Source organism: Nocardioides sp. ChNu-153 (genome assembly GCF_030466625.1).
GTDB lineage: Bacteria > Actinomycetota > Actinomycetes > Propionibacteriales > Nocardioidaceae > Nocardioides.
Map to the genome: position 1 here is coordinate 41,334 of NZ_JADEVT010000016.1, position 26,324 is coordinate 67,657.

Here is a 26,324-nt window from a genome sequence, read left to right on the forward strand (position 1 = left end):
GTCCCCGGGGGCACGATCGGGGCATGGACATCGACCACACCCGACCCGACGGCGTCGACGACGCCACCGTGGAGGCCCTCGGCAAGCTGTCGGAGGCCCTCGAGGCCGTGGAGGAGGCGCGCGGCCACCTCTACGCGTTCCACCGCCGCTGCGGCACGGCCGACCTGACCCTGGGCGACGCCGTCGACCAGCTGCGCGCGGCGGGCCACGGCGAGCTCGCCGACCGGCTGGACCGAGAGATCGTCGGGCGCAACATCATCCACGGTCGCTGGTCGTTCCAGGTGGTGGAGGACTACGACGACGGCTACTACGCGACCTTCAAGGCGCTCGAGAAGGACGCCCGCGACGCCCTGCTGGAGGGCCGGAAGCACGTCTACGAGTCGGAGATGAAGGAGGGGCGGCGCACCCACGGCGAGCCGGGGCACGAGTACCGCCCGTGAGCGTCCTGCGCACGGCAGGCCGCCTGCTGCTCGGCTCCGTCATGGTCGGCGCCGGCGTCGCGCACCTCACCACCGCCCGCACCGAGTTCCAGGCCCAGGTGCCCGCGTGGGTGCCGGTGGACGAGGACCTCGTGGTCGTCGGGTCCGGCGTGGTGGAGATCGGCCTGGGGGCGGCGCTCCTGCTGGCCCCGCCGCGCCACCGGCGTCTCGCCGGCGGGCTGCTCGCCGCGTTCTTCGTCGCCATCTTCCCGGGCAACGTGGCGCAGTACGTCGAGGGCACCGACGCCTTCGGCCTGACGAGCGACCGGGCGCGGCTGGTGCGCCTCTTCTTCCAGCCGCTGCTGGTGCTGTGGGCCCTGTGGGCGGGCGGGTGGCTGCGTCGCTCGCCCGACCGGCAGGATGAGCGTCCGTGACGTTCACCGAGGTCCTGTTCCCCGGGCGGCACCACGCCGTCACCGCCTTCCAGGTCGAGCACCTGCGCCGCCTCCTGGCGGGCGACGTCCGGTTCCCCGACGGGCGTCCCGTGGAGGTGACCTCCGACGCGGTCGTCGTCTGGCCCGTCACCTCGGCCACCCACGCCTGGACCCGGCGCAACCCGCTGCCGGGCCACCGCCGCGAGGCGCTGGTCGAGCGCGTCAGCGCCGCCGCCGGGCTGCCGAGCCTCGTCGTACCGGTTCCGGACGTGCCGCAGCACCCCCGGTTCGCGGCCCTCGTCGTCACCACCGTCGCCACCGCGCTCCCCCACCGGCCGGCGCCCGCGCCCGACCACACCCTCGTGGCCTGCTCGACCCCGGCCGTCGCGGACTCCTACCGCGAGCTCGGGTTCACCGTCGTCGGGGTCGAGGACACGGTCGAGGAGGAGCCCGAGGACCAGCCCGGCCGCCCCTGGGAGGTCGTGCAGCGCCTCGCCCACGGCGACGAGTCGTGGCGCCTGCTGGCCCACCCCGAGACGGTGGCCTTCTACGAGCGGTACGGCGTGCCCGACCTCGTCGTCGACCTCTTCTCCGACCCGGTGGTCTCCAGCGAGGGCGACCTGACCACGACGCGGGACTACCGCACGTACGCCGCGTCCTTCGAGACCGCCTCGGCCCGCAAGTTCGAGCAGGTCGGGCCGCTGCTGCAGCCGGGCCGCGTCGTGGACGTCGGCTGCGCGACCGGTGGGCTGCTGGAGCAGGTCGCGGCCGACCCGCGGTTCGAGGAGTCCGACCTCTTCGGCGTCGACGTCGCCCGCCCGCTGCTCGAGGAGGCCGAGCACAAGAAGGCCACGGGCGTCTTCGCGAACCCCAACATCTGGTTCGTGCGCGCCAACATCCTGGGCGGGCCCGTGATGCCGGCGGGCTCCGTCGACTCGACCGTCACCGTGGCGCTGACCCACGAGCTGTTCTCGTACGGCGCGGGTCGCGCCGACGTGGAGGCGTTCGCCCGGCGGGTCCACGAGCACACCCGCGTCGGGGGCGTCTGGGTGAACTCCGACGTGCTCGGCCCCGCCGAGCCCGACCGCGAGGTGCTGCTCCGGCTGCGCGCCGACGACGGCGCGACCCCCGAGCAGGCCCGGACCGACCTCGACGACCTGCCGGCCGAGGACGTCGCGGCGTACGTCGAGGGCCTGTCGACCGCTGGCCGGATGGTGCAGTTCGTCCACGACTTCCCGCGCCTGTCCGGCTCCGGCTTCACCGCCACCCGGGAGCCGCTCGACGTCGAGGTCGAGGGCACCACCACGTGGCGGCTGCGGCTCGGGGACGCGATGGAGTTCCTGACGACCAAGGACTACGCCGACAACTGGCTGAGCGAGTGCCACGAGCAGTTCTGCGGGCTGTCGATGGCCGACTGGCGCGACCTGCTCACCGACGCCGGGTTCGAGCTCGACCCCGGCCACGGGGCGTGGCGCAACGACTGGATCGTCGAGCACCGCCTCGCCCCCGTCGCGGAGCTGCTCGACCCCGCCACGGGTGAGGCGCTGCCGTGGCCGGACACCCACGTGCTGAGCGTCGCGCGGCGCCCGCCGGGCTGAGCGCGGCCCCGGGACACGCCGGAGGCCCTCCCCGCTGCTGCGGTGGAGGGCCTCCGGTGGTGGTACGGCATCAGGGACTCGAACCCCGAACCCGCTGATTAAGAGTCAGCTGCTCTGCCAATTGAGCTAATGCCGCGCGGTGAAGCGGGTAGAACTCTACCTGCGAGTGACGAGGGAGCAAAATCGGCCGCGCGCGCCCGGCGGCGCCGGCCGGGACGGGCCGCACCCGTCCACGTTCTGCGCGCAACGGCTGTCGTCGGGCCGCCCAGCGGTCACAATGGCGCGGGGAGCCGGCCGCCGGGCGGTCGGGACGCGGGAACGGGAGGGTCGAGTGGCCACGCAGGAGCACGTCGTGACGCGCCCGGTGGCGCCCGCGTGGCTCCCCGTCGCGGTCCTCGTGGGCGCCCTCGCCGTCGGTGTCGTGGTCGTGCAGCTCGCGCACTCCTGGGTGGAGGCGTTCAGCGTGTCCCCCGTCGGCCTCCTCACGGGGGCGGCGCTCCTCGCCCACCGCTGGTGGCGCCTGCCCGTCGTCGCGGGCGGCGGCCTGGTGGTCGCGGCCACCCTCACCTCGGTCGGGGCCCAGGGCTCGACCGTCCTGGGCATGAGCCTCAGCACCGTGCTGCAGGCCGGCATCGGCGTCCTCGTGCTCGCCCGGACCGGGCAGCGGGACGGCCGCGCCGCCCTGCGCACGCAGGGCGACCTGGCCCACTGGCTCGCCGCGGGACTGGCGGGCCCGCTCGTGGGCGTCGCCGCGCTCGCCGGCGTGTTCGTGGCCGACGACCGCGAGCTGGCGCCCAGCACCCTGGCGCTGCTGCTCGTCGCCGCCGTGCTCTCGCAGCTGCTCCTCGTGCTGCCCTTCCTCGACGTCGACCGGTCCCCCCGCCCGGCCAGCGAACCCGAGCGGGCCGCCCAGTGGGGGGCGGTGCTCGTCTCCACGGTGGCGGTGTTCCTCCTCCAGACCGACGTCGCGTGGGCGTTCGTGGTCGTCCCGCTCCTGGCCTGGGGGGCGCTCCGGCTGCGGCTGCGCGAGATGGTGCTGCAGCTGCTGGGCCTCAGCACCACCGTGCTGGCCCTCGCCGCCATCGGGGTGGGCCCCTTCGGGCTCGCCGACACCGGCGACGCCGTCGTGGAGGCGACGCAGCTGCTGCTCTTCCTCCTCAGCGGCGTGCTGCTCGTGGTGCCCTACGCCCTCGTGGCCCAGCAGTTGCGGGACCGCTCCGCCGAGGCCCACCGCGAGCGCGAGCTCGTCGGCCGGATCATGGCCTCGGCCACCCGCACCGCGATCATCGGCACGGACCGGAACGGCCGGATCACCCTCTTCAACGTGGGCGCCGAGACGCTGCTGGGCTACACCGCGGAGGAGATGCTCGGGCGCACCCCCGACGTGCTCGTGCCCCGCGCCGAGCTGCAGAGCCAGGCCGACGCGGCCGGCGCGGCGCCCCAGTTCGTGCGCATCGCCCGCGCGCTGTCCCGCCAGACCACGGAGGCGCGCGACTGGCGCCTGCGGCGCAAGTCCGGCGAGGTGCGCACCCACTCGCTCACCATCACGCCCATGAGCGACGAGCGCGGCGCGACCGTCGGCTTCGTGTGCACCTCGGAGGACGTCACCTCCCGCGTGCAGCGGCAGGACGCGCTGCTCGCCGCGCTGCTGACCGAGCGCGAGGCGGTCCAGCGGCTCGAGCAGGCCGACCGCATGAAGGACGCCCTGGTCTCGACCGTGAGCCACGAGCTGCGCACGCCGCTGACGAGCATCCTCGGCTACGCCACGATGCTGGCCGACGGAGACTTCGGCGACCTGCCCGCGCCGGTGGGCCAGACGATGGAACGGATCCTCAACAACGGCGAGCGGCTGCGCTCGCTGGTCGAGGACCTGCTGGTGCTCTCCCGCGTCAACGCCGGGGCCCTCGAGCTCGACGCGCGGCCCACGGACGTGCGGGACGTGGTGCGGTCGGCGTACGACGTGGTGGCCCCGTCGGTCGACCGCCGCGACCTCGACGTGCGCCTCGAGCTGCCCGACGACGCGGCCGTGGTCGACGGTGACGCGGGCATGTTGGAGCGGGTCGTGCTCAACCTCCTCACGAACGCCGTGAAGTTCACGCCCGACGGCGGCCGCGTCGACGTGTCGGTCAAGCTCGAGCCCGACGAGGTGGTGCTCGAGGTCAGCGACACGGGCATGGGCATCCCCGTCGAGGAGCAGGACCAGCTCTTCACCCAGTTCTTCCGCTCCTCGCTCGCGAAGCAGGAGGCCGTCCAGGGCACCGGCCTGGGCCTGTCCATCGCGCGCGCCATCGTGGACCAGCACGGCGGGGTCATCGGCGCCACCTCGGAGCCGGGCACCGGCACGACGTTCCTCGTCGTGCTCCCCCGCCTCCTCGCGCCGGCCCCCGCCGTCGAGCCCGGCGCCCGCCGGGTCGACGTGGTGACCCCCGTCGACGCCCTCGACGCCCTCGACGCCAGAGGTTAGGGTCGCCTAAGTCTCCCGTCCGGGCGGCGGGGAGCCGACGAGGAGGCAGCGGGTGGAGCGGCTGGAGCGCGACGCCCACGGCATCGCCCACGTCCACGCGGACACCCTCGCGGGGCTGGCCCGGCTGCACGGCGCCGCCACCGCGCAGGACCGCACGTGGCAGCTGGAGCTCGTCCGCCGCCGCGCGACCGGCACCGTCGCCGCCCTCGTCGGCCCGGCGGGCGTCGCCTGGGACACCCTCGTGCGGCGCGCCGACCTGCCCGCCCTCGCCCGCCGCGCGTACGACGACCTCGACGCCCCGACGCGCGACTTCCTCGCGGCCTACGCCGCCGGCGTGAGCTCCGGGCTGCGCGACGACACCCCCGAGCTGGTCGCCCTCGACGCCGCCCCGGTCGCCTGGGAGCCCTGGACGCCGGTCGCCGCCCTCCTCGGGCACAACCTCCTCTTCGGCAGCTTCCCGCAGAAGCTGTGGCGGCAGCGGGTCGTGGACGCGCTGGGCGAGGCCGGAGCCCGGCTGCTGTCCGCCGAGGGCGTCGCCACCTCCGGCAGCAACGCGTGGGCCGTCGGCGGGGCACGCACGGCGTCGGGCCTCCCCCTCGTCGGCGGCGACCCCCACCGCGTCATCGAGGCCCCGGGCGTCTACCAGCAGGTGCGGCTCGTGCTGGCCGGCGACCCGAGCGGTGGCGGCGGCTTCGACGTCGCCGGGTTCGCGTTCGTCGGCGTCCCCGGGGTGCAGCACTTCGCGCACGCCGGCCCGGTCGCGTGGGCCATCACCAACGCGATGGCCGACACCGAGGACCTGTACGCCGAGCGGCTGCGGCGCCGCGGGCGGCACGTCGAGGCCCTCGGCCCGGACGGCTGGGAGCCGGCCGGGGTACGGCGGGAGCAGGTCGAGGTCCGCGGTGCCGACCCGGTGGAGGTCGACGTGGTGACGACCCCCCGCGGCGTCGTCGTCTACGAGGAGGCCGCCACCCCCGACGCCGACGGCTCGACGACGAGCAGCGCCACGAGCCTGCGGACCGCCCCGTGGGTCGCCGGCCGGTGCGGGCTGGACGCCCTCCTGCCGCTGCTGCGGGCCCGCACCGTCGACGACGTCGACCGCGCCCTCGACCGCTGGGTGCTGCCCGTCAACAACGTCGTCGTCGCCGACGACCGCGGCGCCGTGCGCTACCGCGTGGCCGGCCTCGTGCCCCGGCGCCCGGACGCGCACCGCCGGGGCGTGGTGCCCGCCGAGCGCGTCGGACCCGACGGCGGGTGGGACGGCTGGCTGGCCGACCTCCCCCGGCACGACGTGCCGCCCGACGGGCAGGTGGTGACCGCGAACGAGCGCCGCGGGGCGGAGAGCGAGCCGATCGGGGCGTCGTTCGCGCCGCCGTACCGGGCCCGGCGCATCGCCCGGCTGCTCGACGGGCGCACGGGGCTCGAGGCCGACGACTTCGCGGCGATCCACCGCGACACCCTGCTGCTGAGCGCCGCCCGCACGCAGGCCCTGCTGGCCGCGCTCCCCGAGCCCGGGCCGGCCGGGGCGCCCGTGCGCGAGGCCGTCCTGGCGTGGGACGGGCACGCCGAAGCGGGGTCGGGCGGCGCCGCCGCCTTCGCCGCCTGGCGCTCCGCCCTCGTGCGGCTCCTCGTCGCAGAGCCGGCCTTCGACGCGCTGCGCGACCCCACGACGTACGGCGGGGAGCTCGCGCCGTACCAGTCGCTCACCGCCCGCCTCGCCCTCGCGCTCGACGCCCTCCTCGAGGCCGAGCGGCCCTTCGGCGTCGACGTCGCGGCGCTGGCCGTGCGGGCGTTCGAGGACGCCGCCGGCCACCCGGCGACGTGGGGCGAGAGCCACGTGCTCGACCCCGCGCACGGCTTCGAGCTGCTCGGCGTCGACCTCGCCACGCACCCGGTGCCGCTGGTGACACCCCGCGTGGCGCTCTCCGGGGACGGCGACACGGTGCGTTGCACGGGGTCGCTGCCCGGCACCACCGACGCCAGCTGGCGGGGGTCGGTGGCCCGCTACGTGTGGGACCTCGCCGATCGCGGTCGCGGCGGGTGGGTCGTGCCGCTCGGCGCGTCCGGGCACCCCGGGGCCCACTCCCACGACCAGCTCGACGCCTGGGTGCGGGGCGACCTGCTGCCCTGCCCCACCGACCGTCCTGCCACCGACCGTCCCGAGGAGGACGCATGACCGCTCCCCTGCCCGAGCCCCCGTCCCCCGCCCGCCCGGTGCTCCACGAGCGACGCGCTCCCGGCCTGGGCCACCTCACGCTCGCCGAGCTCGACCCCGCCACCGAGGCCGGGATCGTGCACGCCTGGACCCGTGAGGAGCGCGCCCGCTTCTGGATGATGGGCGACAAGTCGCCGGACGAGGTCCGCGACATCTACACGTGGATCGACTCCCAGCCCACGCACGCGGCGTACCTCGTGCGCCTCGACGGCGAGCCCACCGCCCTCTTCCAGACCTACGACCCGCGGGCGGAGGAGGTCGGGGAGCTGTACGACGTGCAGCCCGGCGACGTGGGCGTGCACCTCATGACGGGGCCCCTCACCACCCCCCGGCCGGGGTTCACGCCGCAGGTGGTGGCGCTCGTGCTCGGGGCCTGCTTCGCCGACCCGGCGACCACGCGCGTGGTGGCCGAGCCCGACGCCCGCAACGCGAAGGTGCAGGCCCGGCTCGACGCGATGGGCGTGGCCCGGGGCCCCGAGGTTCGGCTCAGCACGAAGCCGGCCGTGCTGCGGTTCCTCGACCGCGCGACGTACGACGCCCTCGTCGCCACCCTCGGCTGAACGGCCGGAGCCCCCGACGCGCGAGGCGTCGGGGGCTCCGGACGGTGGGGTGAGTAACGGGACTTGAACCCGCGGCCCCCTGGACCACAACCAGGTGCTCTACCAGCTGAGCTATACCCACCACGACCACGCGCACGGCTTGCACCGCGACGGGCCGGGAAGAAGTGTAGCGGCACTCAGGCGGTGCTCTGACCACCCGGGTCGGCGACCGGGGCGTGGAGGCCCGTGAGCGATCCGCCGTGGCGCTTCGCGATCTCCTGGGCCTGGGCCGACGTGGGCCCGGGCGAGGGCACGAACACGGCCTCGCGGTAGTAGCGGAGCTCCTCGATGCTCTCCTGGATGTCGGCCAGCGCCCGGTGGTTCCCCCGCTTCGTCGGCGCCTGGTAGTACGCCCGCGGGAACCAGCGGCGCGACAGCTCCTTGATCGAGGAGACGTCGACGATGCGGTAGTGGAGGAACCCCTCGAGCTGCGGCATGTCGCGGGCCAGGAAGGACCGGTCGGTGGCGACCGTGTTGCCGGCGAGCGGGGGGCGGCTGCCGTCGGGGCAGTGCTGGCGCACGTAGGCGAGGACCGCCGCCTCCGCCTCGGCGAGCGGGAGGCCGCCGTCGAGCTGCTCCAGCAGACCCGACTTGCCGTGCATGTCGCGCACGAAGTCGCCCATCTGCTCGAGCGCCTCCGCCGGGGGCTTGACGATGATGTCGACACCCTCCCCGAGCACGTTGAGCTCGAAGTCGGTGACGAGAGCCGCCACCTCGATGAGGGCGTCGGCCCCCAGGTCGAGGCCGGTCATCTCGCAGTCGATCCACACCAGTCGGTCCGTCACGTCGGCCCACCCTACCGATGCGGCACCGGGCCCGCGTCCGGCCGGACGTCGACGCCCGCGTCCCGCCCGGCGCCGACGGCTCAGGATGGGTTCAGGGAACGTGCCTAGGGTGGTGCGTCGCCACCCCCGACACCGAGCGAGACGAGGACGACGACGATGGCCAAGCCGGCGAGCAGGTCGACGGAGAGCGCGGCGTCGCGCGCGGCGAAGGCAGCCGCCGCCCGCCGCGAGGCGCAGCGCAAGGAGCGCCTGCGGGAGATCGGCATCGTGGTCGCCGTCGTGGGCGTGGTCGCCGCGATCATCCTCGCCGTGGTGCTGCTCACCGGCGGTGACGACGGCGAGGGTGACGCGACCGCCCCGGGGGTCGGCAGCTCCTCGAGCTCCTCGGGCACGTCCACCGCGACCGACGGCGCCGCACCCGGCGCGGGTGACGGCACGAGCTCGCTCACCGGCGAGGTGACCGACGACTACGGCATCGCGTTCGGCGACCCCGACGCCGAGCACCGGGTCGTCATCTACGAGGACTTCCTCTGCCCCTTCTGCGGCCAGCTCGAGCGCGAGACCACCGACGACCTCACCCAGCTCGTCGACTCCGGCCAGGTGGTCGTGGAGTACCGCGCGTTCAACCTGCTGAGCCGCATCGGCGACTACTCCGAGCGGGCCGCGAACGCCTTCGCCGTCGTGATGGACACCGCCGGACCCGACGCCGCCAAGGCCTTCCACGACCTGCTCTTCGCCAACCAGCCCGCCGAGAGCGGCGCCCTGCCCGACGACGACTGGCTCGTCGACATGGCCGTCGCCGCGGGCGCGGACGAGGAGGCCGTGCGGAGCCCGATCGAGTCCCTGGCGTACGGCGACTGGGTCGCCGAGGCCACGGACGCGGCCAGCGACAACGGCGTGCAGGGCACGCCCACCGTCCGCGTCGACGGCGAGGACGTGGGCGGCGCCACCGTCAGCGAGCTCGGGGACGCGATCTTCGAGGCCGTCGGCGGTCGCCCCTGACCGCCCTGCACGACGCACCCGGCGCCCGGTCGACCCCCGCGGTCGGCCGGGCGTCGGCGTCTGGACGGGGAGGGCTCAGGCCGGGGCGGCGTCGGTGACGTCGGCGACCGTGGCGTCGAGCGCGGCGAGCATCGCCTCGGCGTCGACCGTGAGACCCACGCCGTGCTCGCCGCCGCCGAGCGAGACCGCACCGCCGCGGACGCGCTCGTCCGCGACGACCGGCCAGGGTCCGTGGGGGCCGGGGCGGGCCCCGAACGGCGTGATGGTGCCGCGCTCGTAGCCCGTCGCGGCCAGCGCCTCGTCGGCCGGGGGCATCGACAGCCGCGTGACGCCGAGCAGCGCGCGCAGGCGTGGCCAGGCGATCACGCGGTCGCCGGGCACCAGCACGAGGAGGTGGTCGTCCTCGCCCCGGCGCACGACCATCGTCTTGACGAGCCGGTCGGGGCTCACGCCGCGGGCGGCGGCCGCCTCGGCCAGCGACCGGACGGGGCCGTGACGGGTCACCGTCACCTCCAGCCCGAGCGCCGCGGCGGCCGCGACGGCCCGCTCCGCGCTCACCCCGGGAACCCGGCGACGCCGTCGCCGCCACCGGGCGCCCAGCCCAGGGCCGGCCCCAGGGAGCCCGCGAGGTCGGTGAGCACCTGGACCTGGTCGTCGAAGGAGAACGTGAACGGCAGCGTCACGACGACCTCGTCGACCGCCTGGAACCCGGCGTGCGCGCGCAGCGCCGTGACGAGCTCGTCGGTGGTGGCGACGAGGTCGGGCGCGAACAGCATCCGCGCCGGGCCCTGCGGCTCCCGGGTGCGGGGCAGGCGGGACGCGGCGTACTCGGTGTAGCGGCGCCGCTGCTCGGGCGTCGCGCTGTCGGTCGGGATGATCACGAGGCCCTGCGAGACGCGCGCCCGCCCACCGTCCGGGTGCGCCGCGCGGAACGCGTCGACCTGGGCGCGCTGCACGCGGGCGAAGTCGGTGTCCTCGCCCTCGGCGCGCACGACGCTGCTGGTCAGGAACCCCAGGCCCTGCTCCCCCGCCCACGTCGCCGAGCGGAGCGAGCCCCCGCCGTACCAGACGCGCTCGGCGAGGCCGGGCACGTGCGGCTGCACCCGCTCGGAGAACTCCTCGATGCCTTGGCGGCCGCTGAAGGTGCTGGCGGGCTCGCCGCGCAGCAGGCGCAGGAGCCGCAGCACCCGCTCGTAGGTGAAGTCCTCGACGTCGGCCGAGTCGGGGTAGAGCGCGTCGCGCACGTGCTCCCACTGCAGCGGCGGCCCGACGCTCACGCCCGGCTGCAGCCGCCCGCCCGACAACACGTCGACGGTGGCCAGGTCCTCCGCGAGGCGCAGCGGGTTCTCCCAGCCGAGCGGGGTCACGGCCGTGCCCAGCGCGATGCGGCTCGTGCGCTGCGTCGCCGCCGCGAGGAAGGTGAGCGGGGAGGAGATGCCGTGCTGCAGGTGCCGGTGGCGCACGTGGGCGCTGTCGAACCCGAGCTCCTCCCCCACCTCGACGAGACGCAGGGTGGCCTCGTGCCCCGGGCGGGGGTCGGCGGGGTCGAAGAGCCCGATGGTCAGGAAGCCCAGGCGGCGCAGCGGACGCTGCGCGTCATCGCCGCCCGCCCCGGCCACGTGTCAGCGCACCGCGTCGAGGGCGGCGAACTCGTCGTCGCTCAGCTCGATGCCCGCCGCGGCGACGTTGGACTCGAGGTGGTCGACGCTCTTGGTGCCCGGGATCGGCAGCACGGCCGGGGAGCGGCGCAGCAGCCAGGCCAGCGCGAGCTGGGCCGGCTCGGCGCCGTGCTCGGTCGCGGCCTGCGCGAGCGGGCCGTCCTGCTTCGACAGCTCGCCGGTCGCCAGGGGGAACCACGGGATGAACCCGATGCCCTCGGCCTCGCAGTAGTCCAGGAGCGGCTCCGCGTCCCGCGTCGTCAGGTTGAACAGGTTCTGCACGGTCGCGATGTCGGTGACCGCCCGCGCCTCCTCCACCTGCGCGATGGAGACCTCGGAGAGCCCGACGTGGCGCACCTTGCCCTCGTCGCGCAGCTTCGCGAGCTCGCCGACCTGGTCCTCGAGCGGGTACGCCGGGTCCACCCGGTGCAGCTGGAAGAGGTCGATGGCCTCGACGCCGAGGCGGCGCAGGCTCAGCTCGCACTGCTGGCGCAGGTACGACGGGTGGCCCAGCGGCACCCACACGTCCGGCCCCGTGCGCAGCAGCCCCGCCTTGGTGGCGATCACGACGTCGTCGGCGTTCGCCTGGGCGGGCTTCGCGTCAGTCACGCCGACCACCCTGCCACCGCGGTCAAGGCACGTCACGCGTCCCCGGCGACCTCGTCCCGCAGCTCGACCACGCCCTGCTCGGCGAGGTCGGCGAGGGCGGTGCGCGTGCCGGCCAGCGCGTCCCCGTCCGGCGGGGCGCCGAAGCGCTCGACCAGCCCTGCCGCGACGGTGGCGACGGGCACCCAGCCGTCGTCGCCGACGAGCTCGACGAGCACACCGGCCAGCGGGGAGAGGACGAGGACGGTCGCGTCCACCATCACGGCGGTCTCGTCGTGGCCGGCGTCGCCGGTGCCGGGGTAGACGTCGCGCACCCGCCCGGTACGGCGGACCCGCCCGCTCACCGCGCGCCCTCCCCGCACCAGGCGTCGAGCAACGGCTCGAGCGTCGCCGCCTCGCGGTAGCGCACGCGGCGCAGGCCCCCCGCCCGCTCGACCACCGCGGCGAGGCGGTGCAGCGGGCGCGGCGTGCGGGCGAGGGAGGAGGTCTGCCCGGCCAGCTCGGCCAGCGCGCGCACCACCGGGACCTCCTCGACCTCGGGCACCTCGGGGCCGTCGGGGTGCCGCTCGAGGACGGCGAGGGCCCCCACGACCGGCGCGACCGGTGGCCGGGCGAGGCCGAGCGCGTCGGGCGCCACCTGCTCCTTGAGCGCGGCGCCCGGTGCGGGGATCACCGACAGCGGCTTGGGGTAGGCCAGCACACGGCCATCGGCGTCCACCCCGGCGGTCTCGTCGCTGAGGTAGCCCCACCGGGCGCCCAGCGTGCGCGTCGTCGTCGTCTTGCCGGTGCCCGACGGCGCGACGAGGACGGCGACGCGCCCCGTGGTCGGGTGCGCCAGCGCGCAGGCGTGCAGCAGCACCAGCTCCCCCGCGCGGGCCTCGAGCAGCCGCAGGGTCACCGCCGGCGAGAGGTGGTGCAGCAGCGTCGGCAGGTCGGTGGCCGCCGTCGCGCCCCGCCCCCGCGCCGCCGCGACCACCTCGTCGCGCGGGTCGAGCACGACCTCCAGCGCGGGACCGTCACCGGCCCCGACGGGTGGGACGAGGCAGCGCGCCCACGCCTCGCCGACGGCGGCGTGCAGCGCGTCGGCGTGCCGGCCGCGCAGCCGCAGCCCGAGCCTCGTGCCGAGCCCGGCGACCACCACGTCGTGGCCCGGGCCCTGCCCGGGCACGCCCCCGGCTGGCACGATCACCGCGTGGACCTCGACGACGGCACGGTGCTCGCGCGCAACCCGACGACCGTGTCGGCGCGCATCGAGGAGACGGTGGTGCTGCTGGACGAGCAGCGCGAGCACGTCGAGCTCGAGGGCGTCGGTGTCACCGTCTGGGAGGCGCTGGCCGCGCCCACCACCGTCGGCGCGCTCGTCGGGCTGCTCGCGCAGGAGTACGACGCGGAGCCCGCCACCGTGCGCCGCGACGTCGTGCCGTTCCTCGGCGAGCTCGTGCGTCGCGGCGTCGTGCGGGCGGGCTGAGCGCGCCTCACGCCGCTCCACCTGCGCGGAGGACCCGCCGTACCAGCGCCGCCACCGGCGGCACCGTGGCCGCCAGCTGGTCGGCGACGGCCGCGTGGACGGCGGCGTCGCGGCCCATCGGGTCCGGTACGTCGAGGTCCTGCTGCGCCACCGCGACCCGGCGCCCGGACAGCGAGCGCACGACCCGCCGTACGCCGTCCGCGGGGGCCGGCTCGTCCACCTCGGCCTCCAGGGCGGCGAGCTCGCGCAGGGTGAAGGCGCGGTGGAGGACGGCAGGCGCGGTCGCGACGGCGGCCGTGCGCACGTCCCGCGTCGCCGTCAGCACGAGGTCGGAGGCCCCCAGCAGCTCCGTGGTGGCCCGCCGGGAGCGGAAGCCCGCCGGGTCACCGCCCAGCCGCGCCAGCTCGGCGGCGGCGAGCGCGTGCATCTCCCACCCGTCCTGCGCCCCCACCCCGACGCTGCCGAGGGTCACGGCACCGCAGGCGACCTCGGGGGCCAGGTCGCGGGCCAGGAGGCGCTCGGCGAGGGGGGAGCGGCAGATGTTGCCGACGCAGGCGACGAGGATGTGCACGGCGCCACGCTCCCACGACACTCCCCGTTCTGCTGCGGAAGCGCGGTGCAGCAGTGGACCATCGTCCGGTGGTGCCGCCGGGCCGCGCCACGGACACGGAAGGTCATGGATGTCACTCGCCGACTACCTGCTCGCGCTGCGCAACCACTGGGTGGGAGCGGTCGCCCTCAGCCTCGTCGGGCTGTGCGCGGCGCTGGCCTGGTCGCTGAGCCAGCCGGCGGTCTACGCCGCCGACGCCAACGGGTTCGTCACGACGGGCGCCGGGGCCGGGACCGACGACAACGTCGCGCTCGGCTCGGTGGGTGACGCGCTGTCGAAGTCGCGGGCGAAGTCGTACGTCGACGTGGCGACGAGCCGCGCGACGGCGCAGCGGGTCATCGACGAGCTGGACCTCGACGCCTCCCCCAGCGGCCTCATCGGCCAGATCGAGGTGGAGCAGCCGGTCGACACGGTGCTGCTGAAGATCACCGCCCGGGCCTCCTCCCCCGAGCTGGCCCAGGGCCTGGCCGACGCGTGGGTCACCGCGCTGGCCGCCGAGGTGGCGGAGATCGAGAACCCCGACGCCGTCCCGGACGCCCAGGTGCCCCAGGTGCGCTCCATCGAGTCGGCGGCGCTGCCGTCGGCGCCGATCTCGCCGCGGCCGCTGCGCGACGGCGCGCTCGGGCTGCTGGTGGGGATCCTCCTCGGCGTCGCGTACGCCGCGCTGCGCTCGCAGCTCGACCGGCGCCTGCGCACGACGCAGGAGGTGGAACGGAAGTTCGGCGTCTCGGTCGTCGGCGCCGTGCCCGCCACCCGGGGCCTCGAGCACGAGCGCGGCGAGCCGGCCGAGCTGGCCGTCGCCGCGAGCGACGAGACCGCGTCCTTCGCCGCCGCGGAGGCGTTCCGCAAGCTGCGCACCAACCTGTCCTACATGGACATCGACGACCCGCCGCGCACCATCGTCGTCACCAGCTCGCAGCCCTCCGACGGCAAGTCGACGGTGTCGACGAACCTGGCGGCGGCCGTCGCGGCCTCCGGCCAGCCCGTGATCCTCGTCGACGCCGACCTGCGCCGCCCCGTCGTGGCCGCGACCCTCGGCCTGGTGGAGGGCGCCGGGCTCACCGACGTGCTCATCGGCCGCGTCGAGCTCGACGACGTGCTGCAGGAGCACCCCCAGGTGCCCGGCCTCTTCGTGCTCGCCGCCGGCGGCACGCCGCCCAACCCGAGCGAGATGCTCGGCTCCCGGACGATGCGGACGCTGCTCGAGCAGATGGCTCGCGAGCACATGGTGGTGCTCGACGCGCCGCCCCTGCTGCCCGTGACCGACGCCGCGGTGCTGACGACGATCGCGGACGGCGCGCTCGTCGTCGTGTCCCACGGCCGCACGCTCGACGGGGAGCTCGAGAGCTCGCTGGCGAACCTGGCGGCGGTCAAGGGTCGGGTGCTGGGCGTGGTGTTCAACCGCGTGCCGCGGCGCAACGCGGCCGGGGGCTACTACGGGACCTACTACTACCAGCAGGACGACGCCGCGGGAGGGCGTCGCCGACGCCACGGTCGCGGCCGTCAGGGCCGGCGCCGGCGTCCCGAGTAGGCCGGCAGGCGGTCCGCGGGTCCGCAGTGCGCCCGGTCCGGCGTCAGAGGCCCGGCGTCAGAGGTAGAGGCCGGTGGCGGAGTCGCCGTACCGGGTCGCGGCGACCGCGTGCACGTCGCGCTCGCGCAGCACGACGTACGTCTCCCCGTGCACCTCGACCTCGGCGCGGTCCTCCGGGTCGAAGAGCACCCGGTCCTCGGGCTCGACGGAGCGCACCTGCGGGCCGACGCCCACGACGCGCGACCAGGCCAGGCGACGCGCGCCCATGGCGGCCGTCGCGGGGATCACGATGCCGCCCGACGAGCGGCGCTCCCCGGCCTCGCGGTCGAGCTCCACGAGCAGCCGGTCGTGGAGCATCTTCACGGGGACGCCGTCCCCGGCCCCCACACCCGTGAGGGCGCCGCTCACGACGTGATCTTGCGGACGACCACGATGAACGTGACGAAGCCCGCGACGCCGCCGGCGACCTTGAGGATGTTGTCCGTGCGCGGGGCGCCGGTCTCGGCGTCCACGAAGTAGCCCTTGACGCTGGCCACCTCCCGGCGCGCGATCGTCTTCGGGCTGGTGCGGTAGAGCAGCTGGTCGATGGTCGTCGCGAGACGCTCGCGCGTCTGCTCGATCTCGTTCTCGAGCGAGCCGAGGTCGTTGCTCACGTGCACACCCCTTGGGGACAGAAGGACGGTCGGGGCGCAACGTTACCCGTCCCGCGGCGGCTGCGGCCGACGGGCGCGGGGCGGGAGCGCTCGACTAGGTTGGGCGTCCCCGCCGGTTCCCTCGAGAGGTTGCGTTCCCGATGACCCAGACCCGTCTCGCCGTGGGCGACGTCGCCCCGGACTTCACCCTGACCAGCGACACGGGCGACGAGGTCACGCTGTCCTCGCTGCGCGGGCGGAAGGTCGTCGTCTACTTCTACCCGGCCGCAATGACGCCCGGGTGCACGACGCAGGCGTGCGACTTCAGCGACTCCCTCGACGCGCTGCGCGCGGAGGGCTACGAGGTGCTCGGCGTCTCCCCCGACGCCCCGGAGAAGCTCGCGAGGTTCCGCGAGCGCGACCACCTCACCATCACGCTGCTCTCCGACCCCGACAAGGGCGTCCTCACGCAGTGGGGCGCCTTCGGCGAGAAGAAGAACTACGGCAAGGTCGTCCAGGGCGTCATCCGCTCCACGGTCGTGGTCGACGAGGAGGGTCGCGTCGCGCACGCGGCGTACAACGTGCGGGCCACCGGCCACGTCGCCAAGCTCCGCCGCGACCTGGGGCTGGTCTCCGCCTCCTGAGGCGCTCCGGCGAGCCCTAGACTCCCCGCTGCCCGGCCGGAGTGGTGGAACTGGCAGACACGCAGGTCTTAGGAACCTGTGCCCTCGGGCGTGCGGGTTCGAGTCCCGCCTCCGGCACCCCCCCGAGACCTCGGGCCCTCAAGCCCTCAGGCCCTCAGGCGAGGAGCGCCGCGATCTGCGGCGCGATCTCCCGCATGGCCTTGCCGCGGTGGGAGATGGCGTCCTTCTCCTCGCGGTCGAGCTCGGCGGTGGTGAGGCCGGGACGGTCGTCGGCGACGAAGAGCACGTCGTACCCGAACCCGCCCTCGCCGCGGACCTCCCGCGCGACGCGGCCGTCCATGCGGCCCTCGACGACGAGCTCGCCGCCGGGGTGGACGAACGCGACGGCGCAGGCGAAGTGGCCGGTACGACGCTCGTCCGGCACGTCGGCCAGCTGGGCGAGCAGCAGCTCGTTGTTGCGCGCGTCGCTCTTGGGCGGCCCGGACCAGCGGGCCGACAGCACGCCGGGCATGCCGTTGAGGGCGTCCACGCAGATGCCCGAGTCGTCGGCGACGCTCGGCAGGCCGGTGGCGGCCAGGCCGGCCCGGGCCTTCAGCAGCGCGTTGCCCTCGAAGGTCGGCTGGTCCTCGACCGGCTCGTCGTAGGGCTCGACGTCGTCGAGGCCGAGCACGCGCACGCCCGGCAGGTGCGCGGCGAGGATGCGCTCCATCTCGGCGAGCTTGCCGCGGTTGCGGGAGGCGAGGAAGACGGCGGGGACGCTCACGACGACAGCGCCTCCGTCTGCAGGCGGGTCAGCTCGGCGCAGCCCGACTCGGCGAGCCCGAGGAGCGCGTCGAGCTCCGAGCGCACGAACGGGGCGCCCTCGGCGGTGCCCTGCACCTCCACGAAGGCGCCGGTGCCGGTCATCACGACGTTCATGTCGGTCTCGGCCCGCACGTCCTCGACGTAGGGCAGGTCGAGGCGCGGGACGCCGTCGATGATCCCGACGGAGACGGCGGCGACCGAGCCCGTCAGGGGCTCGCCCTTCAGGGCGCCGCTCGAGCGGAGGTGCGCGACGGCGTCGGCGAGCGCGACGTACGCGCCCGTGATGGCCGCCGTGCGGGTGCCGCCGTCGGCCTGCAGCACGTCGCAGTCGAGCTGGATCGTGTTCTCCCCCAGCGCCTGGTAGTCGACGACCGCGCGCAGGGAGCGGCCGATGAGGCGGGAGATCTCGTGGGTGCGCCCGCCGATGCGGCCCTTCACGGACTCGCGGTCCGACCGGGTGTGGGTGGAGCCGGGGAGCATCGCGTACTCGGCCGTCACCCAGCCCAGGCCCGAGCCCTTGCGCCAGCGCGGCACGCCCTCCGACGCCGACGCGACGCACAGCACCTTGGTGCGGCCGAACTCGACGAGCACCGAGCCCGCGGCGTGGTCGAGCCAGTTGCGGGTGATCCGCACCGGGCGCAGCTCGTCGTCGGCACGGCCGTCGGGGCGCGGGGTCGGGGTCGCTGCGGCGGGGGTGGTCATGACGACGAGCGTAGGCGGAGCGGGCGCCGACCGCCGACGCGGCCTCGCGCCGTACCCTGGTGCGCGTGCCCCGCCCGTCCACCCCTGCCGAGCCGCGCCCGTCGCGGCGCCAGATCGGGCTCACCGCGGCCGGCGTGGTGCTCGTCGCGGTCGTCCTGCTCCTCGACGTGAACGAGGGCTTCGCGGGGCGCCGGACCGTGGGCATCGTGCTGGCCATCGCCGGGGCCGGGCTCGTCGCCGGTGTCACCTACTCGTTCTGGGGCGCGGCGCCCGTGCGCACCGTCCGGATGCACGCCGCGCTCCTGGCCGCGATGGTCGGCGGGGCGACCGTGACGGCCGCGGCGACGTCGGCCGCCGAGGACGACGCCACGACCGTGTTCGCCAACGAGGTGCTCGGCGCGATCGGCCTCGCCGGCCTCGCCGTCGCCGTCGCCGGGCTGCTCGCCCAGGCCCGGGCGGCCGGGGTGCCGCCGGCGCCGGGCGCACCCGCACGAGGAAGAGGGACCACCCGATGATCGAGCTGCTCACCCCCCGCCAGGTCGACGAGATGCGCCCCGCGGGCCGGTTCGTCGCCGAGGTGCTGACCCGCCTCGTCGAGGTCGCCGACGTCGGGGTCAACCTCCTCGAGCTCGACGCCCTGGCCCACGACATGATCCGCGAGCGCGGCGCGGAGAGCTGCTACGTCGACTACGCGCCCTCGTTCGGCCGCGGCCCGTTCGGCAAGGTGCTGTGCACCTCGGTGAACGACGCCGTGCTGCACGGCCTGCCGCACGACTACGCGCTGGCCGACGGCGACCTCGTCAGCTTCGACTTCGCCGTCTCCGTCGACGGCTGGGTGTGCGACTCGGCGGTCAGCACGATCGTTGGCACACCGCGCGAGGAGGACCAGCGCCTCATCCGCACGACCGAGGAGGCGCTCGCCGCCGCCATCGAGGTCGCGCGCCCGGGCAACCGGATCGGCGACATCGGCCACGCCGTCGGCGAGGTGGCCCGCGCCGCCGGCTACCCCGTCAACCTCCAGTTCGGCGGCCACGGCGTCGGTCGCACCATGCACGGCGAGCCGCACGTGCCCAACGACGGGCGTCCCGGCCGCGGCTTCAAGCTGCGCCCCGGCCTGGTCATCGCCATCGAGCCGTGGTTCCTCGCGACGACCGACGAGATCAAGATGGCCGACGACGGCTGGACGATCCTGTCCCAGGACGGCTCACGCGGGGCCCACAGCGAGCACACCATCGCCATCACCCACGGCGACCCCGTCGTGATGACCGCCCGCGACTGAGCGGCGCCGCACGACGGGACGCACCACGGGGCGCACGACGGGCCGCAGCGTGCGGGCCTCCGCCCACGCGGCCCGCGCCGCCCACGGTCCGAGGTCGCGCGCCCGCCGGCCGACCCACGGCGCCCCCTCGGTGACCATCCACGCCAGGTCGGTGCGCCAGCTCGGCACGTACGTGCCGTCCGGCTCCGCCGCGGGCGGTACGACGGGCACCCCCGCCGCCGCCAGCTCCTCGGCGAACGCCCGGGCCAGGGCGCGGTGCCCGCGCTCGGAGGGGTGGAGCCGGTCCACCGACCAGCAGTCGCGGCGTCGTACGTCGACGCAGCTCGCGAGGTCGACCCGCAGCCCGCCGAAGCGGGCGTGCACCTCGTCGTAGACGTCGTTGACGACCTCGATGCGGCGCAGCATCGGGCGCCGCAGCAGCTGCGGGAGGCCCAGCACCTCGCCGTGGTCGTGGAAGCGCACCGTCAGCAGCACCGCCCCGTCGGCGGTCAGCCGCTCGGCGGCCCCCAGGAGGTCGGCGCGCAGCGCGGTGGGGTCCCACGACGAGCGCATCGTGTCGTTGAGGCCGACCACCAGCGAGACGAGGTCGGGGCGGTGGTCGACGGCGTCGTCGAGCTGGCGCTCCACGACGTCCCGGGCGGTCGCGCCGGAGACGGCGAGGTTGCAGAACGACACGTCGTACGACGTCTCCAGGGCCCGCGCGAGCAGCACGGCCCAGCCGCGCCAGGTGCCGTCGCGCCCGGTGGCCCCGGCGCCGAGGCCGCCGGGGTTGCCGGGCACGGGATCACCCACGCCCACCGTCGTGCTGTCGCCGACGGCGGCGAAGCGGAGGTAGCTGCGGACCCGGCTCGTCGCACCCTGGACGGTCACGGAAGACGAGCGTGGCGGCGCAGCCGGAACGCTGCGCCGCCACGCGGGTGACAGGTCGGGCAGGACTCGGTGAACACTCCCCCGCGGCCTCCACGAAGGCCCGCCCGACCGGTCAGGCCGAGGTCACTTGACCTCGGCGCGCAGCACCCGGGTGATGCCGAGCACCAGGGGCAGCACGAACCAGATCGCGCCCGAGACCAGCAGGTGGCCCCACTCGACGCCGCCGAAGCCGTTGGCCAGCGGAGCCTGGGCGGACACGAAGTCGACCCACGGCACGACGTCCGCGAACCAGTCGAAGTAGAACCCCGCCAGGTTGAGCAGGCCGGGGATCACGGTGAAGTAGGCGAAGAACACGACGATCGCCGCCGGCGTGTTGAGCAGCAGCGTGCCCAGCGCGAAGCCGACGAGGAGGCCGAGCACCTGGGCGACGGTGAACGCGGCGATGCCCTCGAGGTTGGGGTCCCAGTCGACGTCGGCGCCGAGGAGCGCGGCGAAGCCCGACATGACGGCACCGATGACGACCGCGACGGCGATGGAGAGCACGGCGGCGACGACGGCGGCGACGAGCTTGGCGGCCACGACCCGCTCGCGGTGGGGCTCGAGCGTGAACGTCGTCATGTTCGTGCGCTGCGACCACTCGCTGGTGACGGCCAGGATGGCGAGCACCGGGAGGAGGAAGCCGGTGACCCCGCCGGCGACGCTGGTGAAGTCGAAGAAGGCGACGGCGCCGTCGCGCTCGGCCCACGCGAAGATCGCGCTGCCCAGGAGGATGAGCGCGGCCATGACGATGAGGAGCCAGCGTCCCGAACGGGTGTCGACCAGCTTGCGCAGCTCGACGGAGACGAGGCGGACGAACGGGGTCCGCGGGGTGCTCGCGACGTCGAACGTCGCGGGGCGGTGGGTGGCGGTGCTCATGCCGGGACTCCTTCGGTCTTCGACTCGCGCTGCGTGTCGGCGGTCAGCTGGAGGAAGAGGTCCTCGAGACCGGCGCCGTCGGCGGCCCGCAGCTCGAGGAGGGCGACACCGGTCTCGAGCGAGGTCTCGCCGATGACCTGCGGTTCGGCGTCGACGACGATGCCGAGGCCCTTGCCGTCGGGGCGCACGGTGACGCCCTTGGCCTGCAGCGCGGGCGCGAGGCGGGCGTCGTCGACCGAGCGCACGAACGCGCCGGTCGAGGTCAGCAGCTCGGCCTTCGTGCCCGACGCGACGATCCGGCCGTGGCCGATGACGAGCATCGTGTCGGCGATCTGCTCGACCTCGTGGAGCAGGTGGCTGGACAGGAGGACGGCGCCGCCGCGCTCGGCGTACCCGCGGAGCAGGCCGCGCATCCACCGGATGCCCGCCGGGTCGAGGCCGTTGGCGGGCTCGTCGAGGATGAGGACCTGCGGGTCGCCCAGCAGGGCGTGCGCGATGCCGAGGCGCTGACGCATGCCCAGGGAGTAGTTGCGGATCCGGCGCTTCGACTCGGCGTCGGTGAGGCTGACGAGCTCGAGCATCTCGTCGACGCGCGAGGCGGGCAGGCCCATCGTCTTCGCGCCCAGGGTGAGGACCTCGCGACCCGTGCGACCCGCGTGCTGGGCGGACGCGTCGAGGAGGATGCCGACGTGGCGGCCGGGGTTGGGGATCTGGCGGTAGTCGTGCCCGCCGATCGTCGCGACGCCCCGGTCGGCACGGGTGAGCCCGGCCAGGATGCGCATGGTGGTCGTCTTGCCGGCACCGTTCGGCCCGAGGAATCCCGTGACCTCACCGGGTCGCGCCACGAAGCTGACGTCGTCCACGGCGGTGAACCCGCCGTAGACCTTCGTGAGTCCTTCGACTGTGATCATGCGGCCACCCTGCCGCGCCGCGCTCCGCCACGGCATCCGCCGCGGGGCCACCGCGCGCCGACCAAAGTAGGGGTCGGCCGGGACGCGGGGCCGGGGCGGCGGGCACCCGCCGCGTCCTAACCTGGGGCCCGTGCCGCCCCCCGACGACTTCCAGCCGCGCCTCGGCGCGTGGGGGCACGCCTGGCGGGCGCTGCTGGCGCTGCTGATCAGCGCCCTCCTCGCGGTCGAGACCTACCCCGTGCTGTGGGACGACCACCGGTGGTGGATCGCCGGCGACCTCGCCCTCGGCCTGGTGGCCCTCGTGGCGGTGCACTGGCGCCGGCGGTGGCCGCTCGGCGTCGCGCTCGGCACCATCGCGCTCGCCACCGTCTCGACCGCCGCGGCGGGCCCGTCGCTGCTGGCCCTCGTCTCCCTGGCCACGCGGCGCGTGTACTGGCAGGTGGTCGTGGCCGGCCTGGCGAGCGTCGTGTCGGCCGAGGTGTTCTACCGGGTCGTGCCCAGCTCGAACCAGGACCCGGCGTGGGTCACGTTCACCGCCAACGTCGCGGCCGTGCTGGCCCTCCTCGCCTGGGGCATGTTCATCGGCTCGCGCCGCGAGCTGCTGTGGACGCTGCGGCAGCGGGCCGAGCGCGCGGAGAGCGAGCAGGAGCTGCGCACCGGCAAGGCCCGTGCGGAGGAGCGCGCCAGGATCGCCCGCGAGATGCACGACGTGCTCGCCCACCGCATCAGCCAGGTCTCGATGCACGCCGGCGCCCTGTCGTTCCGCACCGACCTCGACGCCGACGCGCTGCGCGCCGGCATCGGGGAGGTGCAGCAGCAGGCCAACCTGGCCCTCGACGACCTGCGCGGCGTGCTGGGGGTGCTGCGCGACCCCCTGACCGGCGAGGCGACGCACCGCCCCCAACCGACGTACGACGACCTCGGCCCCCTCGTCGCGGCCTCGACCGCCGCGGGGGCCCGGGTGGAGCTGGTCGACGAGCTGCCGTCGGCGCCGCCGGTCGCCGTCGGGCGCACGCTCTACCGCCTCGTGCAGGAGGGCATCACGAACGCCCACAAGCACGCCCCCGGCGCGCTGCTCACCATCGAGGTCACCGGTGCCCCCGACGACGGCGTCGAGGTGCGGATGCGCAACCCGTTCGGCTTCGGCACCCCGAGCGCCCCCGGCGCGGGGCTCGGCCTCGTGGGTCTCACCGAGCGCGTGGAGCTCGCGGGCGGGCACCTGGTGCACGGCCGGGAGGGGGGCGCCTTCCTCGTCCACGCATGGCTACCGTGGTCGCCGTGACCTCACCCGTCCGTGTGCTCGTCGTCGACGACGACCCGCTCGTCCGCTCCGCCCTCGGCCTCATGCTGGGCGGCCGACCCGACGTCGAGGTGGTGGGCGAGGCCCGCGACGGCCGCGAGGGCACGTCGATGGCGGCCTCGCTGCGGCCCGACGTGATCCTCATGGACATCCGAATGCCCGAGGTCGACGGCCTCGAGGCGACGACCGCGATCCACTCGCGGCCCGACCCGCCGCGCGTCATCGTGCTGACGACCTTCGACGCCGACGACTACGTGCTCGGCGCGCTCGCGGCCGGCGCGGACGGCTTCCTGCTGAAGGACACTCCCCCGGCCGACATCCTGGCCGCCATCCGCCGGGTGGCCGACGGGGAGCCCATGCTGTCGCCGTCGGTCACGCAGACGCTGATCCGCCGCGTGCGGCAGCACACCGACCCCCGGGTCGCCGACGCCGAGCGCCGCCTCGCGACGCTCACCGACCGCGAGCGCGAGGTCGCCGTCGCCGTCGGCCGCGGCCTGTCGAACGCCGACATCGCCGCCGAGCTCTACCTGTCGGTGCCGACCGTCAAGGCCCACGTCTCGCGCCTCTTCGACAAGCTCGGCGCCACCAACCGCGTCCAGATCGCCATCTGCGTCCACGACGCCGGCCTGGTCTGAGCACGGCCCGCCGCGCCGTGCCGGTGGATGAGGTGGGCGCGCTGCCGGTGGATGAGGTGGGCGCGCCAGCGCCACCGGTGGTCGAGGTGGGCGCGCAGTGCCGGTGGTTGAGGTAAGCGCGCGCTGCCTCGGTGGTTGAGGTGGGCGCGCTAGCGCCCCTCGAAACCACAGCCGTCGAGCTGCGCGCCGCCCCGGTGGTTGAGGTGCGCGCGCCAGCGCCCCTCCAAACCACAGGCGTCGAACTGCGCGCCGCCCCGGTGGTTGAGGTGCGCGCGCCAGCGCCCCTCCAAACCACGGGCTTCGAGCTGCGCGCCGCCACCGATGGTTGAGGTGGGCGCGCGCTGCACCGGTGGTTGAGGTGGGCGCGCTAGCGCCCCTCGAAACGACTGCGTCATCCACAGGCCCCGGACCCACGGCGTCGACCCGACATGCACCGGGAAGACCCCGCCCATGCCCTGGGCCTACCTCCTCGAGTGCAGTGATGGCAGCTACTACGCCGGCAGCACGGTCGACCTCGAACGGCGACTGACGGAGCACCAGGACGGCGTGGGCGCCGCCTACACGCGTCGCCGGCGCCCCGTGCGCCTCGCGTGGTCCGGGGAGTTCGACCGGATCGACGAGGCGTTCGCGTTCGAGAAGCGCATCCAGGGATGGGGCCGGGCGAAGCGTCGAGTGTCGCGTGCCGGGTTCAGTGGAGGCTCTGAACTGACGCGCTGACGGTAGTCGGCGCGGTGTTGTGCCGGTAGTAGTCCTCCTCGAACTCGACCGGTGGGACGAGCCCGATCTCGCCGTGCAGGCGTCGATGGTTGAACCAATCGACGTACTCCGCGACCGCGATCTCGAGGTCGTCGATGCTCTTCCACGGCCCCTTGTTGCGGACCAGCTCGGCCTTGAACAGCGAGTTGAACGCCTCGGCGAGGGCGTTGTCGTAGCTATCGCCCGTCGACCCCACCGACGCGACAGCGCCGGCCTCGGCCAACCGCTGGGTGTAGCGCACCGCGAGGTACTGAACGCCCTTGTCGCTGTGCGCGATCAGGCCGGTGGTGTCCTGACCCGCGTGCTCGCGGGTCCACAGCCCCATCTCGAGGGCGTCCAACGCGAGGTCGGTGCGCAGGCTCTTCGACAGCTGCCAACCCACGACTCGGCGGGAGAAGACGTCGATGACGAACGCCGCGTAGACCCAGCCGGCGAAGGTGCGGCAGTAGGTGATGTCCGCGACCCAGACCCGGTTCGGTGCCGGCGCCTTGAAGTCACGATCGAGCAGGTCCGGCCGGGTGTCCGGGCCGCTCCCAGGGACTGTCGTGCGCGGTCCCTTGGCTCTGCTGATCCCGCGTAGGCCCTCGGCGCGCATCAGCCGGTGCACGGTGCACCTGGCGATCCGATGGCCGCGACGGTTGAGCTCGGCGTGCATCTTGCGGACCCCGTAGACGCCGTAGTTCTCCTCGTGGACACGACGCATCACCGCCAGCCGCTGCTCGTCGACGACCACACGCGCCGAGGGCGGACGGGACTTGCTGGCGTAGTAGGTGCTCGGGGCGATCTGCATCCCAGCCGCTCGTAGGACGGTGCAGATCGGCTCGACCCCGAACCGCTCCCGGTGCTGGTCGATGTAGTCGACCAGCACCGGAGTCGGCACCGCGGTGCTCACTTCAGCTTGCGGTCGAGCTCCGCCGCGGCGAAAAACGCCGACGCCGTCCGCAAGATCTCGTTCGCTCGCCGCAACTCACGGTTCTCGCGTTCGAGCTCACCGATCCGCTGCGCCTCGGCAGTGGTCACGCCGGGGCGGTGCCCCTCGTCGATCTCGGCCTGCTGAACCCAGTTGCGCAGCGTCTCGGGGTTGATCCCCAGCTGCTCACCGACCCGACGCAGAGCACCCGACCTCGCGGCCGGGTCACGCCGCAGATCGACCGCCATCCGGATAGCCCGCTCCCGAAGCTCCTCTGGGTACTTCCTCGGTGCCGCCATGACTCTCATCCTTCCGTGGAATGAGAGCCTCCATCAGACCCGGCACGCGACAGGCCGCTAGCTGTGATGTCCAGGGAGGTTGTCCCGCTACCTGGCGGTGAGCCTGTCTGACAGGCGAAGGCCTCCGGTTGTGAAGTGGAGCTGTCGAGGTACCGCTTCACCCACCGGAGGCCTTCATGTCCCACGCTAACGCCGCACTGACCCCACGCGCTCGTCTACGTCTTGCCCGCCTGATCGTGGAAACCGGCTGGACCCACACCGCTGCCGCGAAGATGTTC

At 74.8% G+C, this 26,324-nt stretch carries 31 protein-coding genes, 3 tRNA genes, 1 pseudogene and 1 other annotated feature; of the genes and pseudogenes, 17 read left to right on the top strand and 18 right to left on the bottom strand.

Annotation, left to right across the window (positions count from 1 at the left end):
* Positions 1-23: 23 nt before the first annotated feature.
* The 3 genes from INN71_RS16020 to INN71_RS16030 are packed head-to-tail and all read left to right on the top strand — an operon-like array spanning position 24 to position 2,451.
* The gene (locus tag INN71_RS16020) at positions 24-440 is read left to right on the top strand and encodes a hypothetical protein (RefSeq protein WP_277499710.1); all 417 of its coding nucleotides are present in this window, start codon (positions 24-26) and stop codon (positions 438-440) included.
* A 41-nt stretch (positions 441-481) separates the two neighbouring features.
* Positions 482-853 (top strand): hypothetical protein, encoded by a 372-nt coding sequence (locus tag INN71_RS16025; protein ID WP_277499764.1) that lies wholly within the window; start codon positions 482-484, stop codon positions 851-853.
* The gene (locus INN71_RS16030) at positions 850-2,451 is read left to right on the top strand and encodes a class I SAM-dependent methyltransferase (RefSeq protein ID WP_277499712.1); all 1,602 of its coding nucleotides are present in this window, start codon (positions 850-852) and stop codon (positions 2,449-2,451) included. Before INN71_RS16025 ends, INN71_RS16030 begins: the two co-directional genes overlap by 4 nt.
* 60 nt (positions 2,452-2,511) lie before the next feature.
* On the opposite strand, the gene INN71_RS16035 is transcribed toward INN71_RS16030, so the two are convergent.
* Positions 2,512-2,587: transfer RNA gene (locus INN71_RS16035), tRNA-Lys, on the bottom strand.
* Positions 2,588-2,803: 216 nt separating this feature from the next.
* Between INN71_RS16035 and INN71_RS16040 the strand changes: the two genes are divergently transcribed.
* From INN71_RS16040 to INN71_RS16050, 3 genes are read left to right on the top strand one after another with little or no spacing between them, the layout of a single operon-like run.
* Positions 2,804-4,915: an ATP-binding protein gene (locus INN71_RS16040; RefSeq protein ID WP_301801200.1), complete on the top strand. Its 2,112-nt coding sequence runs from the start codon at positions 2,804-2,806 to the stop codon at positions 4,913-4,915.
* Positions 4,916-4,967: 52 nt separating this feature from the next.
* A complete protein-coding gene (locus tag INN71_RS16045; RefSeq protein WP_277499715.1) occupies positions 4,968-7,091 on the top strand; it encodes a penicillin acylase family protein in 2,124 nt (707 codons plus the stop codon).
* The gene (locus INN71_RS16050; protein WP_277499719.1) at positions 7,088-7,690 is read left to right on the top strand and encodes a GNAT family N-acetyltransferase; all 603 of its coding nucleotides are present in this window, start codon (positions 7,088-7,090) and stop codon (positions 7,688-7,690) included. Before INN71_RS16045 ends, INN71_RS16050 begins: the two co-directional genes overlap by 4 nt.
* Positions 7,691-7,735: 45 nt before the next feature.
* Here INN71_RS16050 and INN71_RS16055 read toward each other — a convergent pair.
* Positions 7,736-7,811 (bottom strand) — tRNA-His (locus tag INN71_RS16055).
* 55 nt (positions 7,812-7,866) lie between these two features.
* Positions 7,867-8,514, bottom strand: coding sequence for an oligoribonuclease (gene orn / locus INN71_RS16060; RefSeq protein WP_277499721.1), 648 nt, complete (start codon positions 8,512-8,514; stop codon positions 7,867-7,869).
* 156 nt (positions 8,515-8,670) lie between these two features.
* Here orn and INN71_RS16065 point away from each other — a divergent pair, with 156 nt between their 5' ends.
* Positions 8,671-9,516, top strand: a complete 846-nt coding sequence (locus tag INN71_RS16065) for a thioredoxin domain-containing protein (RefSeq protein ID WP_277499723.1) — start codon at positions 8,671-8,673, stop codon at positions 9,514-9,516.
* Between the two features lie 75 nt (positions 9,517-9,591).
* Here the strand turns inward: INN71_RS16065 and INN71_RS16070 are convergent, their stop codons facing one another.
* The 5 genes from INN71_RS16070 to INN71_RS16090 are packed head-to-tail and all read right to left on the bottom strand — an operon-like array spanning position 9,592 to position 12,969.
* Positions 9,592-10,074: an aminoacyl-tRNA deacylase gene (locus INN71_RS16070; RefSeq protein ID WP_277499725.1), complete on the bottom strand. Its 483-nt coding sequence runs from the start codon at positions 10,072-10,074 to the stop codon at positions 9,592-9,594.
* Positions 10,071-11,135 carry an LLM class flavin-dependent oxidoreductase gene (locus tag INN71_RS16075; RefSeq protein ID WP_277499727.1) on the bottom strand — a complete coding sequence of 355 codons (1,065 nt, stop codon included), beginning with the start codon at positions 11,133-11,135 and terminating at the stop codon, positions 10,071-10,073. Before INN71_RS16075 ends, INN71_RS16070 begins: the two co-directional genes overlap by 4 nt.
* A 3-nt stretch (positions 11,136-11,138) precedes the next feature.
* A complete protein-coding gene (locus INN71_RS16080; RefSeq protein ID WP_277499729.1) occupies positions 11,139-11,783 on the bottom strand; it encodes an aldo/keto reductase in 645 nt (214 codons plus the stop codon).
* A gap of 32 nt (positions 11,784-11,815) precedes the next feature.
* The gene (locus INN71_RS16085; RefSeq protein ID WP_277499731.1) at positions 11,816-12,124 is read right to left on the bottom strand and encodes a hypothetical protein; all 309 of its coding nucleotides are present in this window, start codon (positions 12,122-12,124) and stop codon (positions 11,816-11,818) included.
* Positions 12,121-12,969 carry a hypothetical protein gene (locus tag INN71_RS16090; protein ID WP_277499733.1) on the bottom strand — a complete coding sequence of 283 codons (849 nt, stop codon included), beginning with the start codon at positions 12,967-12,969 and terminating at the stop codon, positions 12,121-12,123. The genes INN71_RS16085 and INN71_RS16090 overlap by 4 nt, the downstream gene beginning before the upstream one ends.
* Positions 12,970-12,972: 3 nt before the next feature.
* On the opposite strand from INN71_RS16090, the gene INN71_RS16095 reads away from it, so the two are divergent.
* Complete coding sequence (locus tag INN71_RS16095; protein ID WP_277499736.1) at positions 12,973-13,248, top strand: PqqD family protein; 276 nt, start codon at positions 12,973-12,975, stop codon at positions 13,246-13,248.
* A gap of 7 nt (positions 13,249-13,255) precedes the next feature.
* Here the strand turns inward: INN71_RS16095 and INN71_RS16100 are convergent, their stop codons facing one another.
* On the bottom strand, positions 13,256-13,819 hold the full coding sequence (locus tag INN71_RS16100; protein WP_277499738.1) for a low molecular weight phosphatase family protein: 564 nt from the start codon (positions 13,817-13,819) through the stop codon (positions 13,256-13,258).
* A 109-nt stretch (positions 13,820-13,928) separates the two neighbouring features.
* On the opposite strand from INN71_RS16100, the gene INN71_RS16105 reads away from it, so the two are divergent.
* A complete protein-coding gene (locus INN71_RS16105; protein ID WP_277499741.1) occupies positions 13,929-15,389 on the top strand; it encodes a polysaccharide biosynthesis tyrosine autokinase in 1,461 nt (486 codons plus the stop codon).
* Between the two features lie 57 nt (positions 15,390-15,446).
* Here the strand turns inward: INN71_RS16105 and INN71_RS16110 are convergent, their stop codons facing one another.
* Positions 15,447-15,746 (bottom strand): co-chaperone GroES, encoded by a 300-nt coding sequence (locus INN71_RS16110; protein ID WP_277499765.1) that lies wholly within the window; start codon positions 15,744-15,746, stop codon positions 15,447-15,449.
* A gap of 47 nt (positions 15,747-15,793) precedes the next feature.
* The gene (locus tag INN71_RS16115) at positions 15,794-16,042 is read right to left on the bottom strand and encodes a DUF3618 domain-containing protein (RefSeq protein WP_277499744.1); all 249 of its coding nucleotides are present in this window, start codon (positions 16,040-16,042) and stop codon (positions 15,794-15,796) included.
* A 140-nt stretch (positions 16,043-16,182) separates the two neighbouring features.
* On the opposite strand from INN71_RS16115, the gene bcp reads away from it, so the two are divergent.
* Together bcp and INN71_RS16125 are read left to right on the top strand one after the other, a co-directional pair.
* On the top strand, positions 16,183-16,665 hold the full coding sequence (gene bcp, locus INN71_RS16120) for a thioredoxin-dependent thiol peroxidase (protein WP_277499746.1): 483 nt from the start codon (positions 16,183-16,185) through the stop codon (positions 16,663-16,665).
* 35 nt (positions 16,666-16,700) lie between these two features.
* A tRNA-Leu gene (locus INN71_RS16125) sits at positions 16,701-16,782 on the top strand.
* A gap of 37 nt (positions 16,783-16,819) precedes the next feature.
* Here INN71_RS16125 and rdgB read toward each other — a convergent pair.
* Together rdgB and rph are read right to left on the bottom strand one after the other, a co-directional pair.
* Positions 16,820-17,428, bottom strand: a complete 609-nt coding sequence (gene rdgB / locus INN71_RS16130) for an RdgB/HAM1 family non-canonical purine NTP pyrophosphatase (RefSeq protein WP_277499750.1) — start codon at positions 17,426-17,428, stop codon at positions 16,820-16,822.
* Positions 17,425-18,171, bottom strand: coding sequence for a ribonuclease PH (rph, locus tag INN71_RS16135; protein ID WP_277499752.1), 747 nt, complete (start codon positions 18,169-18,171; stop codon positions 17,425-17,427). The genes rdgB and rph overlap by 4 nt, the downstream gene beginning before the upstream one ends.
* A gap of 65 nt (positions 18,172-18,236) precedes the next feature.
* On the opposite strand from rph, the gene INN71_RS16140 reads away from it, so the two are divergent.
* Both INN71_RS16140 and map read left to right on the top strand, forming a co-directional pair.
* A complete protein-coding gene (locus INN71_RS16140) occupies positions 18,237-18,686 on the top strand; it encodes a hypothetical protein (protein ID WP_277499754.1) in 450 nt (149 codons plus the stop codon).
* Positions 18,683-19,450, top strand: coding sequence for a type I methionyl aminopeptidase (map, locus tag INN71_RS16145; protein ID WP_277499756.1), 768 nt, complete (start codon positions 18,683-18,685; stop codon positions 19,448-19,450). Before INN71_RS16140 ends, map begins: the two co-directional genes overlap by 4 nt.
* Here the strand turns inward: map and INN71_RS16150 are convergent.
* From INN71_RS16150 to INN71_RS16160, 3 genes are all read right to left on the bottom strand, one after another.
* Positions 19,376-20,320 (bottom strand): SGNH/GDSL hydrolase family protein, encoded by a 945-nt coding sequence (locus INN71_RS16150; protein WP_277499757.1) that lies wholly within the window; start codon positions 20,318-20,320, stop codon positions 19,376-19,378. The genes map and INN71_RS16150 overlap by 75 nt on opposite strands.
* A 123-nt stretch (positions 20,321-20,443) precedes the next feature.
* Positions 20,444-21,235: an ABC transporter permease subunit gene (locus tag INN71_RS16155; protein WP_277499758.1), complete on the bottom strand. Its 792-nt coding sequence runs from the start codon at positions 21,233-21,235 to the stop codon at positions 20,444-20,446.
* Positions 21,232-22,146 carry an ABC transporter ATP-binding protein gene (locus INN71_RS16160; protein ID WP_277499759.1) on the bottom strand — a complete coding sequence of 305 codons (915 nt, stop codon included), beginning with the start codon at positions 22,144-22,146 and terminating at the stop codon, positions 21,232-21,234. The genes INN71_RS16155 and INN71_RS16160 overlap by 4 nt, the downstream gene beginning before the upstream one ends.
* Before the next feature lie 130 nt (positions 22,147-22,276).
* On the opposite strand from INN71_RS16160, the gene INN71_RS16165 reads away from it, so the two are divergent.
* A complete protein-coding gene (locus INN71_RS16165) occupies positions 22,277-23,428 on the top strand; it encodes a sensor histidine kinase (protein ID WP_277499760.1) in 1,152 nt (383 codons plus the stop codon).
* Positions 23,407-24,081, top strand: coding sequence for a response regulator transcription factor (locus INN71_RS16170; RefSeq protein ID WP_277499761.1), 675 nt, complete (start codon positions 23,407-23,409; stop codon positions 24,079-24,081). The genes INN71_RS16165 and INN71_RS16170 overlap by 22 nt, the downstream gene beginning before the upstream one ends.
* Positions 24,082-24,230: 149 nt before the next feature.
* On the opposite strand, the gene INN71_RS16175 is transcribed toward INN71_RS16170, so the two are convergent.
* On the bottom strand, positions 24,231-24,533 hold the full coding sequence (locus tag INN71_RS16175; protein WP_277499762.1) for a hypothetical protein: 303 nt from the start codon (positions 24,531-24,533) through the stop codon (positions 24,231-24,233).
* Between INN71_RS16175 and INN71_RS16180 the strand changes: the two genes are divergently transcribed.
* Positions 24,532-24,798, top strand: a complete 267-nt coding sequence (locus tag INN71_RS16180) for a GIY-YIG nuclease family protein (RefSeq protein ID WP_277499763.1) — start codon at positions 24,532-24,534, stop codon at positions 24,796-24,798. The genes INN71_RS16175 and INN71_RS16180 overlap by 2 nt on opposite strands.
* Here the strand turns inward: INN71_RS16180 and INN71_RS16185 are convergent.
* Positions 24,770-26,055 (bottom strand): IS3 family transposase gene (locus INN71_RS16185; RefSeq protein ID WP_277501677.1). Its coding sequence is split into 2 segments (ribosomal slippage): positions 24,770-25,758 and positions 25,758-26,055, totalling 1,287 coding nucleotides; the frame shifts between segments, so codons are not numbered across the junction. The two genes, INN71_RS16180 and INN71_RS16185, sit on opposite strands and share 29 nt — an antisense overlap.
* Positions 25,613-25,768: a sequence feature (AL1L pseudoknot), on the bottom strand. It overlaps the preceding gene by 156 nt.
* A gap of 167 nt (positions 26,056-26,222) precedes the next feature.
* On the opposite strand from INN71_RS16185, the pseudogene INN71_RS16190 reads away from it, so the two are divergent.
* Positions 26,223-26,324 (top strand): annotated as a pseudogene (locus tag INN71_RS16190) (IS481 family transposase); the annotation flags it as partial.

Excerpts from the sequence above, each read along its gene's own strand:
- INN71_RS16105 (WP_277499741.1), top strand. The coding sequence starts at position 13,929 with ATGTCACTCGCCGACTACCTGCTCGCGCTGCGCAACCACTGGGTGGGA.
- rph (WP_277499752.1), bottom strand. The coding sequence starts at position 18,171 with ATGACCACCCCCGCCGCAGCGACCCCGACCCCGCGCCCCGACGGCCGT.
- INN71_RS16025 (WP_277499764.1), top strand. The coding sequence starts at position 482 with ATGGTCGGCGCCGGCGTCGCGCACCTCACCACCGCCCGCACCGAGTTC.
- INN71_RS16110 (WP_277499765.1), bottom strand. The coding sequence starts at position 15,746 with ATGCTCCACGACCGGCTGCTCGTGGAGCTCGACCGCGAGGCCGGGGAG.
- INN71_RS16020 (WP_277499710.1), top strand. The coding sequence starts at position 24 with ATGGACATCGACCACACCCGACCCGACGGCGTCGACGACGCCACCGTG.
- map (WP_277499756.1), top strand. The coding sequence starts at position 18,683 with ATGATCGAGCTGCTCACCCCCCGCCAGGTCGACGAGATGCGCCCCGCG.
- INN71_RS16065 (WP_277499723.1), top strand. The coding sequence starts at position 8,671 with ATGGCCAAGCCGGCGAGCAGGTCGACGGAGAGCGCGGCGTCGCGCGCG.
- INN71_RS16155 (WP_277499758.1), bottom strand. The coding sequence starts at position 21,235 with ATGAGCACCGCCACCCACCGCCCCGCGACGTTCGACGTCGCGAGCACC.
- INN71_RS16160 (WP_277499759.1), bottom strand. The coding sequence starts at position 22,146 with ATGATCACAGTCGAAGGACTCACGAAGGTCTACGGCGGGTTCACCGCC.
- INN71_RS16170 (WP_277499761.1), top strand. The coding sequence starts at position 23,407 with ATGGCTACCGTGGTCGCCGTGACCTCACCCGTCCGTGTGCTCGTCGTC.
- INN71_RS16180 (WP_277499763.1), top strand. The coding sequence starts at position 24,532 with ATGCCCTGGGCCTACCTCCTCGAGTGCAGTGATGGCAGCTACTACGCC.
- bcp (WP_277499746.1), top strand. The coding sequence starts at position 16,183 with ATGACCCAGACCCGTCTCGCCGTGGGCGACGTCGCCCCGGACTTCACC.
- INN71_RS16050 (WP_277499719.1), top strand. The coding sequence starts at position 7,088 with ATGACCGCTCCCCTGCCCGAGCCCCCGTCCCCCGCCCGCCCGGTGCTC.
- INN71_RS16175 (WP_277499762.1), bottom strand. The coding sequence starts at position 24,533 with ATGGGCGGGGTCTTCCCGGTGCATGTCGGGTCGACGCCGTGGGTCCGG.